We start from the raw sequence: 14,538 nt of genomic DNA, 5'->3' as shown, positions 1-14,538 counted from the left end.
GCAGGAAGCGGAGCGATGAGGCATCCGCGCCACAAACGAAGAGGCCCGCCGACGATCCAGCCGGCAGGCCTCAAGGTCACGCGGAAGGCCCATCAGGGCCTGCCGCGACAAGAGCTCACGCGCGCAGCGAGGTCACGTCCGCGAGGAACTTGCTCGCGTCGTCCAGTCGGCCCGAATCGCCGGCAGCCTGCGCGGCCGCGACCGCCTCGCGGGCCTCCGCGACCAGCCGGTCGTGAACTTCGGCCGTGAGGTCCGCGCGGGTCAAGGCCTGCTCCGCCAGGACCGAGACGTTGGTCGCGGTGATCTCGGCGAAGCCGCCCGAGACCACGAACTCGTCGGCGCCGCCCGAATGGACGACCCGAAGGACGCCCGGGCGCAGGGTGGTGATGGTGGGGACATGCCCCGCCATCGCCGTCATGTCCCCGTCCGAGCCGGGGATCTGCACCTCGCGCGCCTGGAGGGAGGACAGCCTCCGCTCCGGCGACACGAGGTCGAACTGCATCGTGTCCGCCATGGTCAGGCCGCCTGAGCGGCCAGGCGCTCGGCCTTGGCGATGACCTCCTTGATGCCGCCGACCATGTAGAAGGCGGCCTCCGGCAGGTGGTCGTATTCGCCGTTCACGACGGCCTTGAACGAGGCGATGGTCTCCTCGATCGGCACCTGCACGCCGGGCGAGCCGGTGAAGACCTGCGCCACGTCGAAGGGCTGCGACAGGAAGCGCTGGATCTTCCGGGCGCGGGCCACGGTCAGCTTGTCCTCTTCCGACAACTCGTCCATCCCGAGGATGGCGATGATGTCCTGAAGCGACTTGTAGCGCTGGAGGATTCCCTGCACGGCGCGCGCGGTCTCGTAGTGGTCGCGGCCCACGATCTGCGGGTCGAGGATGCGCGAGGTCGAGTCGAGCGGGTCCACGGCCGGGTAGATGCCCAGCTCCGAGATCGCGCGCGACAGCACGGTCGTGGCGTCGAGGTGCGCGAACGACGTCGCGGGCGCCGGGTCGGTCAGGTCGTCGGCCGGCACGTAGATGGCCTGCACCGAGGTGATCGAGCCGTTCCGGGTCGAGGTGATCCGCTCCTGCAGCGCGCCCATGTCGGTGGCGAGCGTCGGCTGGTAGCCCACGGCGGAGGGGATGCGGCCCAGGAGAGCCGACACTTCCGACCCGGCCTGCGTGAAGCGGAAGATGTTGTCCACGAAGAACAGCACGTCCGTCCCGGAGGCGTCGCGGAACTGCTCGGCGATGGTGAGGCCGGTCAGGGCGACGCGGGCGCGGGCGCCCGGCGGCTCGTTCATCTGGCCGTAGACGAGCGCCACCTTGGACTTCTCGAGGTCGTCCATGTTGATGACGCCGGACTCGATGAACTCGTGGTAGAGGTCGTTCCCCTCACGGGTCCGCTCGCCCACGCCGGCGAACACCGAGAAGCCCGAGTGCACCTTGGCGATGTTGTTGATGAGCTCCTGGATGAGCACCGTCTTGCCCACGCCGGCGCCGCCGAAGAGGCCGATCTTGCCGCCCTTGGAGTAGGGGGCGAGCAGGTCGATGACCTTGATGCCGGTCACGAGGATCTCGGACTCGGTGGACTGCTCCGAGAACTCGGGCGCCGGGGCGTGGATCGGGCGCTCCTCGGTCGTGGCGACCGGGCCCTTCTCGTCCACGGGCTCGCCCACCACGTTCAGGATGCGGCCGAGAGTCGCCGGGCCCACGGGCACGGAGATCGGGCGGCCGGTGTCCAGCACGCGCGCGCCGCGCACGAGGCCGTCCGTCGCGTCCATGGCGATGGTCCGCACGGTGCTCTCGCCGAGGTGCTGCGCGACCTCGAGCACGAGGCGGCGGCCGTTGTTCTCGGTCTCGAGGGCGTTCAGGATCTCGGGCAGGTGGCCCTCGAACTGCACGTCCACGACGGCGCCGATGATCTGGGTGATTCGCCCGTTGGGCGTCGCGTCCAATGCCATGTTGTTACCCTTGGGTCAGAGCGCCTCGGCGCCCGAGATGATTTCGATGAGTTCCTTGGTGATCGAGGCCTGGCGGCTGCGGTTGTACTGGATCGTCAGCCGGTCGATCATGTCACCCGCGTTGCGCGTGGCGCTGTCCATGGCCGACATCCGGGCCCCCTGCTCCGAGGCGCCGTTCTCCAGCAGCGCCGAGAAGACCTGGGTGGCCACGCCGCGCGGCAGCAGGTCGCCCAAGATGCCTTCCTCATGCGGCTCGTACTCGTAGAGCGGCGAGACGCTGGTCTCCTCGAAGCTCGCCGGGATGACCTGCCTTGCGGTCGGCACCTGCGAGATCACCGACTGGAAGCGGTTGTAGAAGATCGTCGCCACGTCGAACTCGCCCGCCTCGAAGCGGTGGATGATGTCGCGCGCGATCCGCTGGGCCACGTCGTAGCCCATCCGCTTCTCGGCCGAGAGGTCCACGTGGTTGACGAACCGCTGCGCGTGGTCGCGCTTGAGCGCCTCGCGGCCCTTCTTGCCGACCGTCAGGATCTTCACGGTCTTGCCCTGGCGCAGCAGCTCCTCCGCCCGCTGGCGCGCCAGCCGGGCGATGGTGGAGTTGAAGCCCCCGCAGAGGCCCCGCTCCGAGGTCATGACGACCAGCAGATGCACGTCGTCCCGTCCCGTCCCGGCCAGAAGCCGGGGCGCGGTGGGCGAGGATGCGGCCGACGCCGCGAGCCCCGCCATTACGGCGTTGAACCGTTCCGTGTAGGGACGCGCGGCCTCGGCGGCGTCCTGGGCGCGACGGAGCTTCGCCGCCGCCACCATCTGCATCGCCTTGGTGATCTTCCGCGTGGATTTCACCGAGGCGATGCGGTTCTTCAGGTCCTTAAGGCTGGGCATCCCCTACCGTCCCTCAGGCGAAGTCGCGCGCGAACTCGTCGATCGCGCCGCGGAGCGTCGCTTCCGCCTCGCCTGCGATCTTCGGGTCCTGCGTCGAGATCATGTCGAGCACGTCGCGGCGACGGTTGCGCAGATGGCCGAGGAGCCCGGCCTCGAAGCGGCCCACGTCGGCGACGGGGAGCTTGTCGAGGTAGCCCTTGGTGCCCGCGTAGATCACCGCCACGATCTCGGCGTTGGTCAGCGGCGAGTATTGCGGCTGCTTCATCAGCTCGGTCAGGCGCGCGCCCCGGTTCAGCAGTTGCTGGGTCGAGGCGTCGAGGTCCGAGCCGAACTGCGCGAAGGCGGCCATCTCGCGGTACTGCGCGAGCTCCAGCTTCACCGGGCCGGCCACCGACTTCATCGCCTTGGTCTGGGCCGAGGAGCCCACCCGCGACACCGAGAGGCCGGTGTTCACCGCCGGACGGATGCCCTGGTAGAACAGCTCGGACTCGAGGAAGATCTGGCCGTCGGTGATCGAGATCACGTTGGTCGGGATGTAGGCCGAGATGTCACCGGCCTGGGTCTCCACCACCGGCAGCGCCGTCAGCGAGCCCGAGCCGTTCTCGGCGTTGAGCTTCGCGGACCGCTCCAGCAGGCGGGAGTGGAGGTAGAACACGTCGCCCGGATAGGCTTCGCGGCCCGGCGGACGGCGCAGCAGGAGCGACATCTGGCGGTAGGCCACGGCCTGCTTGGACAGGTCGTCGTAGAAGATCACCGCGTGGCGGCCGTTGTCGCGGAAGTATCCCGCCATGGCGGTCGCGGAGTAGGGCGCGAGGAACTGCATCGGCGCCGGGTCCGAGGCGGTCGCGGCCACGACGATCGAGTAGGCCATCGCGCCCGATTCCTCGAGGCGACGAACGAACTGCGCCACGGTCGAGCGCTTCTGGCCCACGGCCACGTAGACGCAGTAGAGCTTCTTCGACTCGTCGTCCCCGGCGGCCTCGTTGTAGACCTTCTGGTTCAGGATCGTGTCGAGGATGATCGCCGACTTGCCGGTCTGGCGGTCGCCGATGATGAGCTCGCGCTGGCCGCGGCCGATCGGGATCATGGCGTCCACGGACTTGAGGCCGGTCGCCATCGGCTCGTGCACCGAGCGGCGGGGGATGATGCCCGGCGCCTTGACGTCGGCGACGCGACGCTCCGTGGTGGCGATGGGGCCCTTGCCGTCGATGGGATTGCCGAGGCCGTCAACGACCCGGCCGAGCAGCGCCTCGCCGGCGGGCACCGACACGATGGACTGGGTGCGCTTGACGACGTCCCCTTCCTTGATGTCCCGGTCCGAGCCGAAGATCACGCAGCCGACGTTGTCCGTTTCCAGGTTCAGAGCCATCCCCTGGATGCCGCCGGGAAACTCGACCATCTCGCCGGCCTGGATGTTGTCGAGGCCGTAGACGCGCGCGATGCCGTCGCCCACCGACAGCACCCGGCCGACCTCGGCCACCTCCGCCTCGCGGCCGAAGTTCCTGATCTGGTCCCGAAGGATCGCCGAAATCTCGGCCGCCTGAATCGCCATCATCCCACCTCTTTCATCATGTTCTGCAGTTGGCCGAGCTTCGCGCGGATCGAGGTGTCGATCATGCGCGAGCCGAGCCTTACGACGAGCCCGCCGATCAGCGACGGGTCCACCCTGGTCTGGAGCCGGACGGCCTTGCCGGCCTGGGCCGACAGCGTGTCCGCGAGTTGTTGCGCCTGCTCGGGGCTGAGCGGCTGGGCCGAAGTCACCTCGGCCGCGACCTCGCCCCGCGCGTCCGCGAGACGGGTCCGCAGCGCAGCCAGCAGGTTCGGCAGCACGAAGAGACGGCGCTTCTGCGCCATGAGCCCGAGCACGTTGCGCATCACGGGCGTGAGGCCCATGCGGTCGCCGATGGCGAGGATGGCGTTCCCCTGCTCGTCGCGCGAGTAGATCGGCGAGGAGATCAGCGCGCGCAGGTCGGCGCTGTCGGCAAGCGCGGATTCGAGCGCGCCGATGTCGGCCTCCAGGGCCGGAAGCATGCCCTCTTCCCTTGCGAGGTCGAAGACGGCCTGGGCATAGCGGCCTGCGATGCCGGTCGAGATCGAAGCTGGTTCGGACACGTCCACCCTTCCGTTGTCGTTGGCCCCCGCCCTGCCCGGTCGATTCCTATGGCAAAGCCTCCGTCCGGGTCCGCCCCGGCGGAGGGGTTCGTTCGCGGGCGCATCTAGCAGAGGGCTCCCCAGCCCGCAACCGGCTCGGAGGCGCATTTTCGACCTCCGCGGCGCGCCGTCAGGAGGCGGGCGACCGGCCGGCCGGGGCGGGCATCCCGTTGGGAACCAGCCGGGGCCGGCGCACGGCCTCCGCAAGCCCCGGCCGGGTGGGGGCCGCGACCTGCTTGGCGACCTCCAGCATCAGGACGCCGCCCGCGATCGACCCGGGCAGTCGGCGCCCCACGCCTTCCATCACGCCGCCGACCCGCCGCCAGAACTTGTGGGTCGACGGCGGCTGGTGAAGCGTGGCGACCGCGCGCTCGGTGGTGAACCGATGATCCCGCAGCACGGATTCGAGCTGGCCCATGGTGTAGGGGCGCCCGTAGCCGAAGGGCGTCGCATCCGTCCGCGACCAGAGCCCGGCCCGGTTCGGCACCACGAAGACCGCCCGTCCCCCCGGCCCCAGCACGCGCCAGCACTCCTCCAGCAGCGCGGACGGGTGCTCGCTCACCTCCAACCCGTGCATGACCACGAGCTTGTCGACGAAGCCCGTCGAGATCGGCCAGAGCGTCTCCTCGCAGAGGAGCGCGACGTTGGGCTGCCCGGCGGGCCAGGGCATCACCCCCTGCGGCCCCGGCATCAGCCCGATCACCCGCCGCGCCTGCGCGAGGTAGGGCCGCAGGAGCGGCACCGCGAAGCCGTAGCCCGCGACCGCCTGCCCCTTAGATTCGGGCCAGAGCTTCAGGAGCTCGTCGCGGATGACCCTCTGCGCCGCGCGCCCCAGGGCGCTGCGGTAGTAGAAGTCGCGCAGCTCGGTCACGTCCAGATGCATCAGATGGGCCGCATTGCGGGCCGAAGTCTCCCGGGGCAGGATCGGACCGAGCTTAAGCCAACAGGAGGCGCCCCCGCCATGCCCGACGATCACGCTCCGCTCACGCTCGTCACCGTGCCGTGCCTCCAGGACAACTATGCCTTCCTGCTTCACGACGGATCGACCCGCCGGACCGCCCTCGTGGATGCCCCCGAGGCCGCGCCCATCCGGGCCGAGCTCGACCGCCGGGGCTGGCGGCTCGACGACATCCTCATCACCCACCACCACGCCGACCACGTCCAGGCCGTCGAGGCCCTGCGCGAGGGCGCCCGCGTCATCGGCAACGCCGCCGACCGCCACCGCCTGCCGCCTCTCGACCTCGCGATCCTCCCCGGCGACCCGCTGGAGGTCTGCGGCGAGGCGGTGACGGTGATCGACACCCCCGGCCACACGGTCGGCCACGTCTCCTACCACTTCGCCCGCTCGGCCCTCGCCTTCACCGCCGACACGCTGATGGCCCTGGGCTGCGGCCGGCTCTTCGAGGGAACCGCCCAGCAGATGTGGGACTCGCTCCTCAGGCTCCGCGCCCTGCCGCCCGACACGACGGTCTGCTCCGGCCACGAATACACCGAGGCGAACGGCCGCTTCGCCCTCACCGTGGATGGCGACAACGACCGCCTGCGCGACCGCGTGGCCCGGGTCCGCGCCGCGCGCTCGCGCAACGAGCCGACCGTGCCCTCCTCGCTCCGGGAGGAGATCGAGACCAACCCCTTCTTGCGCGCCGACGACCCGGCCCTTAAATCCGCGATGGGGATGTCGGACCGACCCGACGCCGAGGTCTTCGGCGCCATCCGGTCCGCCAAGGACAGCTTCCGCTGATGCCCAAGGAACGGGCACCCGCACCCTCGCGTTGCCCGTCCCGAAGGACCTGCCCGCCCTCACCGGCGCAAGGTTTCCCCACCCATGGGATCGTGATCGGTCTGTTTCAAAAAAGCGCTTGAAGCGCGGGCGCAAACACCGATCTTTAATCCCAAGAGGCCCATGGTGGAACGGGGCCAGACCCCCCGCCCGCCGCCGTTAGAGGAGCACGACAAGTGCCGTCTTTCTCGACCACACTCGAGCAGTCCATCCACCAGGCGCTGGCCATCGCCAACGGCAAGCGCCACGAACTCGCCACCCTCGAACACCTGCTCCTCGCCCTCATCGACGAGCCCGACGCGGCGCGCGTCATGCGGGCCTGCTCGGTCGATCTCGGCGCCCTCAGGAAGAACCTCGAGGACTTCATCGACGACGACCTCTCCACCCTCGTCACCGACGTCGAGGGGTCCGAGGCCGTCCCGACCGCCGCCTTCCAGCGCGTGATCCAGCGGGCCGCCATCCACGTCCAGTCCTCCGGCCGCACCGAGGTCACCGGCGCGAACGTCCTCGTCGCGATCTTCGCCGAGCGGGAGTCGAACGCCGCCTACTTCCTGCAGGAGCAGGACATGACGCGCTACGACGCGGTGAACTTCATCGCGCACGGCGTCGCCAAGGATCCCGCCTTCGGGGAGCATCGCCCCGTCAAGGGCGCCGATTCCTCCTCGTCCAAGAACGAAGACCACGAAAAGTCAGACTCGTCCGACGACAAGGAGAGCGCCCTGTCCAAGTACTGCGTCGACCTCAACGCCAAGGCCCGCAAGGGCGATGTGGACCCCCTCATCGGCCGCGACGAGGAGGTGGAGCGCTGCATCCAGGTCCTCTGCCGGCGGCGCAAGAACAACCCGCTCCTCGTCGGCGACCCCGGCGTGGGCAAGACCGCCATCGCCGAGGGGCTCGCCTGGAAGATCGTTCAGGGCGAGGTGCCGGACGTCCTCTCGGGCGCGACGATCTTCTCGCTCGACATGGGCGCGCTGCTCGCGGGCACCCGCTACCGCGGCGACTTCGAGGAGCGTCTCAAGTCCGTGGTGAGCGAGCTTGAGGGCCACCCTGACGCCGTCCTCTTCATCGACGAGATCCACACCGTGATCGGCGCCGGCGCGACCTCCGGCGGCGCGATGGACGCGTCGAACCTCCTCAAGCCTGCGCTGCAGGGCGGCAAGCTGCGCTGCATGGGCTCGACCACCTACAAGGAGTTCCGCCAGCACTTCGAGAAGGACCGCGCCCTGTCGCGGCGCTTCCAGAAGATCGACGTGAACGAGCCTTCGGTCGAGGACAGCGTGAAGATCCTCAAGGGCCTCAAGCCCTACTTCGAGGAGCATCACGGCATCAAGTACACCGGCGACGCCATCCGCACCGCCGTGGAGCTGTCGGCCCGCTACATCAACGACCGCAAGCTCCCCGACAAGGCGATCGACGTCATCGACGAGGCGGGCGCGGCGCAGCACCTCCTGCCCGACTCGCGCAAGAAGAAGACCATCGGCATCAAGGAGATCGAGGCCGTCGTGGCCAAGATCGCCCGGATCCCGCCCAAGAACGTGTCCAAGGACGACGCCGAGGTCCTCAAGGATCTCGAAGGCGCCCTGAAGCGCGTGGTCTTCGGCCAGGACGCCGCCATCGAGGCGCTGTCCTCGGCTATCAAGCTCGCCCGCGCCGGCCTGCGCGAGCCCGAGAAGCCCATCGGCAACTACCTCTTCGCCGGCCCCACCGGCGTCGGCAAGACCGAGGTCGCCAAGCAACTGGCGGACACGCTGGGCGTGGAGCTCCTGCGCTTCGACATGTCCGAGTACATGGAGAAGCACGCGGTCTCGCGGCTGATCGGCGCGCCTCCGGGCTATGTCGGCTTCGACCAGGGCGGGATGCTCACGGACGGGGTGGACCAGCACCCGCATTGCGTGCTCCTCCTCGACGAGATCGAGAAGGCGCACCCGGACGTCTACAACATCCTCCTGCAGGTGATGGACCACGGCAAGCTCACCGACCACAACGGCCGGGCGGTGGACTTCCGCAACGTGATCCTCATCATGACGTCGAACGCGGGTGCGGCGGACATGGCCAAGGCCGCCATCGGCTTCGGCCGCGACCGCCGCGAGGGCGAGGACACCGCCGCCATCGAGCGGATGTTCACGCCCGAGTTCCGCAACCGTCTCGACGCGACCATCTCCTTCGCGCCCCTCTCCAAGGAGGTCATCCACCAGGTCGTGGAGAAGTTCGTCCTCCAGCTCGAGGCGCAGCTCATGGACCGCCACGTCCACATCGAGCTCTCGCCCGAGGCCGCCGACTGGCTGGGCGAGAAGGGCTACGACGACAAGATGGGCGCGCGTCGTCCTGGGCCGCGTGATCCAGGAGCACATCAAGAAGCCGCTCGCCGAGGAGCTTCTCTTCGGCAAGCTCACCAAGGGCGGCGTGGTCCGCGTCGGGTCAAGGACGACAAGCTCGACCTTCAATACGACGAGCCTTCCGCGCCCCGCCTCGCGGGAAGCAAGCCGCCCCTTCTGACGGCCGAGTAAGGTCCCCGAACCCAAGCGAGCGCCGCCCCCCGGGGCGGCGCTCTGCATTCCGGGACCAGCGCCCTTGCCCACCAAGGGCTTGTCCCCAAGCCGATCCGGGAACCGCGTTCGGGCAACGTCCATTCCTTCTGCGGCTAAGTAGAAGGAGGACGACACCATGTCCGCAGCGCAGATCACCAAGCCCCCGGTCAAGCACTTCTCCATCTGGAAGCGCTACGGCTACACCTGGGTCACGGCGGTCCTGTTCGCGGCGTCGCTCGTCGGCCACTGGGCGCTCGCCTGGGGCGCCTACGCCGAGGACCAGCGCACCCACGGCCAGGAGCCCGAGCTCAAGGGCTACCTGCTGGAGACCGGCCGCGACACCCTAGAGAACTGGCAGTCCGAGTTCCTGCAGCTCATCTGGCAGGTCGCCGGGCTCTCCCTGCTCCTCCACGTCGGCTCCCCGCAATCGCGCGAGGAGGACGACCGGCTCGAGGAGAAGATCGACGCGATCCTCCGCGCCGTGAGCCCCAAGGACGCGGACCGCATCCTCGCGGAGCTCGACGCGCGCTTCGACAAGGGCGAGCCGGTGGCATGAACCGGCGGCAGACAGCACAATCGCATACGGAGAGCCCCAGCCCGCCGCGCGACCTCTGCCGCCTGCCCGAACCTGGCGATCAGGGCTTGGCGGGCTGAAGCCGGCCCTACGAAGCCGCTGCCGGAATCACCCGCTGGGGGCGCTCAGCGGACGGGGCGCGACATGACTGGCACCTGCCCGTCACGTGGGTCCAGCCCGCCCCAGGATCGCGCGACCCATGCGTCGACCCCTCCCCGCCTGGCGCTCCCCACATAGATTCCACCCCCCGCAGCCTGATTCGCCACGCCTCGCCATCCCTCGACGCAACACCCACCGGCCAGCGGTTTCCGAGCCGCATCATGGGTTTACCGCCCGGGTGTTGCGTCGCGCCACCCCCCCACCGAACGGTGGTCACGCAATTCGTTAAGCTTTCTCCGGCACAGTGGTCTGCAACAGGCCCTCAATGGTCCGCCATCAGAACCCTCCGCCGGAGCCGCCCATGACCCTATCGTTCCGTCAGCTTGATCTCGATCCGCCGGTTGCGCGCCCGACCCTCGGGCGTGCCGCTGGTGTCGATGGGCTGGAACTCGCCATAGCCGTTCGCCGACAGGTGCTCGGGCGGGATGCCCTCGACCTCGCTCATCTCCCGGACGACCGACAGCGCGCGCGCCTGGCTCAACTCCCAGTTGTCGCGGAACGGCCCGCCACGGGTCACCGGAACGTCGTCGGTATGTCCATCCACCTGGATGACCCAATTGATCCCCGGCGGGATCTGGTCCGAGATCTCGCGCAGGAGGCCCGCCACGCGCCCGATCTGCTCGCGCCCAGCGGGCGACAGCGTCGCGCTCCCCGGCGGGAACAGCACCTCGGAGGAGAAGACGAAGCGGTCGCCGACGACCTGGATGCCCTCGCGCCCCTCGACCAGCCGCCGCATGTTGCCGAAGAACTCGGACTTGTAGCTCTCGAGGTCCTGCGCCTCCGCCGCCAGCCGCTGCGCCTCCTGCTCCGCCCGTTGCCGCTCCGCCTCCTCGAGCTCGGCCCGGCGTCGCTGCTCGGCCGCGACGCGGGCCAAGGCGGTGTTGAGCTCGCTGCCCAGCGACTCGATCTGCACCTGCGCCTGCTGGTCCTCGTCCTTCGCGACATCGAGCAGCGCCTGCAGCGTGCCCATCTGGTTCCTCAGATCCGCCACCTGGGCATTGAGCGCCGCCACCTGGCGCTGGCTCTCGTCGGACAGCGTCTCCTGATCCCGAAGCTGCCCCTGCGCCGTCGCGAGGAGCGCCGCCTGCCGCTCGGACTCGCTCATGGCCTCCTGCGAGGAGGATTCGGCCGCCGCCACCCGCTCCAGCGCATCCGCGAGCCGCGCGCGCAGATCCGCATCGTCGCCGGCACTGGCCTGCGCCGCCTCCTCGGCCTGCTGCTGGCGCAGGAGCGCGTCGGCCAGCCGGGACGACAGGTCGTCCTGCTGCCCCTGCACCCGCGCGAGCTCCGCCTCCGCCGCCTCCCGCGCCGCGATCTCCCGTGCGAGCCGTTCCTGGGCGTCGCCTCGCTCGGCCTCGGCCTGTGCCTGTGCCTCGGCGGACGCGCGCCCCTGCGCCTCCAGGTTGGCGAGGCGCGCTTCGGTCTCCTGCCGCTGCGCCTCGGCCGCGTCCCGCGCGAGCACCGCCTGGGCCAGCCGTCGCTCCGCCTCCTCCCGACCGACCTGCGCCTCGTCCAACGCCGCCTCGAGCGCCGCCTTCGCCGCCTCGAGGTTGCCGGCCGACAGCTCCCGCGCCGACAGGGAGGCCGCCAGTTGAGTGGACAGGTCCGCCCCTTGCGATCGTGCGGCTTCCAGGGCCTCCCGGGCGGCCTGCAGCTCGGCCTCGGTGTTCGACTGGAGGCTCAGCGCCGCCAACAACCGTGCATCGAGATCCTCGCCCCTCGCCTCGGCGTCGGACGCCCGCTGCTCCGCCTGATGCCGGGCCAGGATCGCCGCCGCGAGCTGCGTGTCGAGGTCGTCCCGCGCCGACTGCGCGGCGGCGAGCATGGTCAGCGTCTCCTCGGCCTTCTTCCGCTCCTCCTCCAGCCGCAGCGTCATCGCGGTCAGCTCGGCGTCGGAGTTCTGGAGCCGGTCCCGCAGCTCCTGCGCGGCGGCGGCCTCGACCGCCCGCTGCGCATCCGCATCGCTGAGCGCCTGCCGCGAGTCGGCCATCGACTCCCCGTCCGTGGCGGTCCGGTTCTGGAGCGAACGGATCAGCGTCTCCAAGGCCTCGCGCCGCGCGGCGGCGAGCCGGGCCTGTTCCTCGCCCGCGCTGATCTCCTCCCGCGCCGAGGCGAGCGCGAGGTTCAGCGCCTCGGCCTCGTCCGTCTGACGGGCCGTCTCCTGCTCCAGACTCGCGACGCGCCCTTCGGCCTCCTGCTTGTCGGCGATCAGGCTCGCGACCTGCGCCTCGAAGCCCGTGATGCGGGTCTGCGCGTCCGACAGCTCGGCCGCCGTGGCGTCGCGCTGCCGCGTCAGGGAGTCGATGAGCGAGGCCTGCTCCTCGCTCCGGCTGTTGGCCTCGGACAAGTCCTCCGTCAGCGCCGCCTCGCGATCCTGCGACAGGCCCAGCACCTCGGTGAGCTGCGCGACCTCGGCCGAGAGCTGGTCGAGCCTGGATTGCTGCCCGCTGATCTGGTCGCGCAGGGTGAACTGCACGACCGTGAAGATGGTGAGCACGAACATGAGGACGAGGAGCAGCCCCGTCATCGCGTCCACGAAGCCGGGCCAGGTCATCGGGTGGCCGCCGCGCCGGCGCGCCCGCAGCATGGCCTAGCGCGCCTCGGTGCCGACCCGCGCGCCGCCGCGCAGGGACCGGGCCAGGTTGCCGAGGTCGGCGCGAAGCTCCGCCATGCTCTCCTGCCGCCCGGCCGAGATCTCCTCCAGGATGCGGAGGAGCTGCACGTCGATGGACCGCAGCCGCATCCGCGCCTCCGGGTCCGAGCCGCCTTCGGCGAGATGTGCGCCGAGCCTCTCCAGCGCCACGATCATCCGCTCCTGCCCTTCGGCCAGCCGCGCCAGCGCCGGCCCCGTGTCGCGCTCCTCGATCTTCTGCGCGAGCTGCCCCACGGCGATGGCGAGGTCCCCGAGACGCCGGTCCGTCTGCGCCCGCGCGAGGTCGCCCTGCGTGAACATCCGCTGGAGCGATTCCATCTGCTCGGCCATGGCGTCCACGACCTGCCCCAGGATCGATCCCTCGGCCGATCCCCCCTCCTCACCCGACAGCCCGACCCGCGTGACCGAGGACAGCCATTCCTCCAGCTCGCGGTAGAAGCGCCCCTGCCCGTGCCCGGCGAAGAGCTCCAGCAGTCCGACGATCAGCGATCCGGCAAGGCCCAGCAGCGAGGAGGAGAAGGCCGTGCCCATGCCGCCGAGCTGCGTCTCCAGCCCGGCCTGCAGCCGCGCGAAGATGTCGGCGCCCGTCTCGCCCTCCTGCGGCGTCAGCGACCGGATCGTCTCCACCAGCGCGGGGACCGTCGTGGCGAGGCCATAGAAGGTGCCGAGCAGGCCCAGGAAGATCAGCGTGCTGGCGAGGTAGCGGGTGACCTCCTGATCCTCGTCCACGCGCGTGGCGACCGAATCGAGGATCGTGCGCGTCGAGGTCGAGGTGAGCTGCAGCCGCGCGCCGCGCGACCGGAGCAGCGCCGCCAGCGGCGCGAGGAGGGAGGGCGGCGCGCGGAGCTGCTCCCCCGGGGCGGAGCTGGTGAAGGCCTCGATCCACGAGACGGAGCGCATGAGCAGGATGACCTGCCAGAAGCAGCTCAGCACCCCCAGCGTGAACACCACGGCGATGGCCGTATTCAGGTAGACGTTCGTGAAGAACACCCGCTCCAGGGTCCGGAAGGCGACATAGGCACCAAAGCCCACCAGACCGAGGGCGATCAGCATCAGCGCGATCTGGCGCACAGGCTGCGAGAAGTGCGGCGGAGCCTGGGGGTCCCGTCTGTCCATGCCTCGGCTACGATCCTCGCCTGTCCAGGGTTGTTGGTTCACGCTAGAGGACGATGCTCGGAAACCCAAGCCCCGCCATGTCAAGCTGCGGAGAGGTCGCGCATCTCGTCTCGTCCCGCCGGCCCGGTTAAAGGTCGGCAAGGCGGCGGAACTTGGGCCGAAGAGGGGCGTGAATCAGGGGACCAGCGCCCGGGCGCGCGCCAGGAGCGCCTCGATTTCCGAGTCGCGGATGCCATGCTCGACGAGCCGGGCGGCGGTCCGGGTGAGATAGTCGATGTTGGGCCCGCGCTGCCCCCGGGCCCGCGCGATGGTGCGGGCCTGGGTCTCGGCATCCACGCAGGCGTATTGCGGATGGTCGCGGCGGATGACGTAGGTCACGGCCTCGACCGTCCGACCGTCCGCGAGGTTCAGGGGGAGGACTCGCTCCTCGTAGGCGTTCGTGATGAGCTCGCGCCCACGCAGCGTGGCCATGATCTCCTCTTCCCGGCCGGGTCCACCCGCAGCGCCAAGCCCTCGCAGGAGGCCTGCGGGTCCGCGTCGAGCGCGAGGACGAGGCCCGGCGCCTCCTCGCTGCCCCGGAACATGTGGGACCACATGCAGAAGCTCCGCCGCCAGCCGTCGAGCCGCGCCCGGACGGCCTCCGCCGGCTCGAACCCCGGATCCCAGAGCAAGGACCCATAGGCGAAGACCCAAAGATCGTTCCCGTTCATCACGAGGCTGGCTCCCCTTTCTCGTCCCATCTAGA

At 70.0% G+C, this 14,538-nt stretch carries 10 protein-coding genes and 2 pseudogenes; 3 read left to right on the top strand and 9 right to left on the bottom strand.

Features of this window, described 5'->3' with window-relative positions:
- Positions 1 to 115: 115 nt before the first annotated feature.
- The 6 genes from RUMESO_RS16385 to RUMESO_RS16360 all read right to left on the bottom strand — a co-directional run bounded on the left by RUMESO_RS16385 (position 116) and on the right by RUMESO_RS16360 (position 5,866).
- A complete protein-coding gene (locus tag RUMESO_RS16385; RefSeq protein ID WP_037281650.1) occupies positions 116 to 514 on the bottom strand; it encodes a F0F1 ATP synthase subunit epsilon in 399 nt (132 codons plus the stop codon).
- Positions 515 to 516: 2 nt separating this feature from the next.
- Positions 517 to 1,950, bottom strand: a complete 1,434-nt coding sequence (gene atpD / locus RUMESO_RS16380) for a F0F1 ATP synthase subunit beta (RefSeq protein WP_037281648.1) — start codon at positions 1,948 to 1,950, stop codon at positions 517 to 519.
- Positions 1,951 to 1,965: 15 nt separating this feature from the next.
- On the bottom strand, positions 1,966 to 2,832 hold the full coding sequence (locus RUMESO_RS16375) for a F0F1 ATP synthase subunit gamma (protein ID WP_037281647.1): 867 nt from the start codon (positions 2,830 to 2,832) through the stop codon (positions 1,966 to 1,968).
- Positions 2,833 to 2,845: 13 nt separating this feature from the next.
- Positions 2,846 to 4,384, bottom strand: a complete 1,539-nt coding sequence (atpA, locus tag RUMESO_RS16370) for a F0F1 ATP synthase subunit alpha (protein WP_037281776.1) — start codon at positions 4,382 to 4,384, stop codon at positions 2,846 to 2,848.
- The gene (locus tag RUMESO_RS16365) at positions 4,384 to 4,944 is read right to left on the bottom strand and encodes a F0F1 ATP synthase subunit delta (protein ID WP_037281646.1); all 561 of its coding nucleotides are present in this window, start codon (positions 4,942 to 4,944) and stop codon (positions 4,384 to 4,386) included. The genes atpA and RUMESO_RS16365 overlap by 1 nt, the downstream gene beginning before the upstream one ends.
- Positions 4,945 to 5,113: 169 nt before the next feature.
- Positions 5,114 to 5,866 (bottom strand): class I SAM-dependent methyltransferase, encoded by a 753-nt coding sequence (locus tag RUMESO_RS16360; protein ID WP_037281645.1) that lies wholly within the window; start codon positions 5,864 to 5,866, stop codon positions 5,114 to 5,116.
- A 78-nt stretch (positions 5,867 to 5,944) separates the two neighbouring features.
- Between RUMESO_RS16360 and gloB the strand changes: the two genes are divergently transcribed.
- The 3 genes and pseudogenes from gloB to RUMESO_RS16345 all read left to right on the top strand — a co-directional run bounded on the left by gloB (position 5,945) and on the right by RUMESO_RS16345 (position 9,847).
- Positions 5,945 to 6,724 carry a hydroxyacylglutathione hydrolase gene (gloB, locus tag RUMESO_RS16355; protein ID WP_037281644.1) on the top strand — a complete coding sequence of 260 codons (780 nt, stop codon included), beginning with the start codon at positions 5,945 to 5,947 and terminating at the stop codon, positions 6,722 to 6,724.
- A 215-nt stretch (positions 6,725 to 6,939) separates the two neighbouring features.
- Positions 6,940 to 9,270: pseudogene (gene clpA, locus RUMESO_RS16350) on the top strand (ATP-dependent Clp protease ATP-binding subunit ClpA).
- Between the two features lie 157 nt (positions 9,271 to 9,427).
- Positions 9,428 to 9,847, top strand: a complete 420-nt coding sequence (locus RUMESO_RS16345; RefSeq protein WP_051521406.1) for a DUF6766 family protein — start codon at positions 9,428 to 9,430, stop codon at positions 9,845 to 9,847.
- A gap of 484 nt (positions 9,848 to 10,331) precedes the next feature.
- Here the strand turns inward: RUMESO_RS16345 and RUMESO_RS16340 are convergent, their stop codons facing one another.
- The 3 genes and pseudogenes from RUMESO_RS16340 to RUMESO_RS16330 form a co-directional block, all read right to left on the bottom strand.
- Positions 10,332 to 12,611: a peptidoglycan -binding protein gene (locus RUMESO_RS16340; RefSeq protein ID WP_037281643.1), complete on the bottom strand. Its 2,280-nt coding sequence runs from the start codon at positions 12,609 to 12,611 to the stop codon at positions 10,332 to 10,334.
- A gap of 3 nt (positions 12,612 to 12,614) precedes the next feature.
- Entirely contained in the window at positions 12,615 to 13,793 is a 1,179-nt protein-coding gene (locus RUMESO_RS16335; protein WP_037281642.1) for a hypothetical protein, read from the bottom strand.
- Positions 13,794 to 13,967: 174 nt separating this feature from the next.
- A pseudogene (locus RUMESO_RS16330) lies at positions 13,968 to 14,503 on the bottom strand (gamma-glutamylcyclotransferase).
- Positions 14,504 to 14,538 lie beyond the last annotated feature (35 nt).

Origin of the sequence: Rubellimicrobium mesophilum DSM 19309 (assembly GCF_000600335.2) — a bacterium.
Lineage (GTDB): Bacteria > Pseudomonadota > Alphaproteobacteria > Rhodobacterales > Rhodobacteraceae > Rubellimicrobium > Rubellimicrobium mesophilum.
This window is presented reverse-complemented; position numbering and strand designations above follow the sequence as displayed.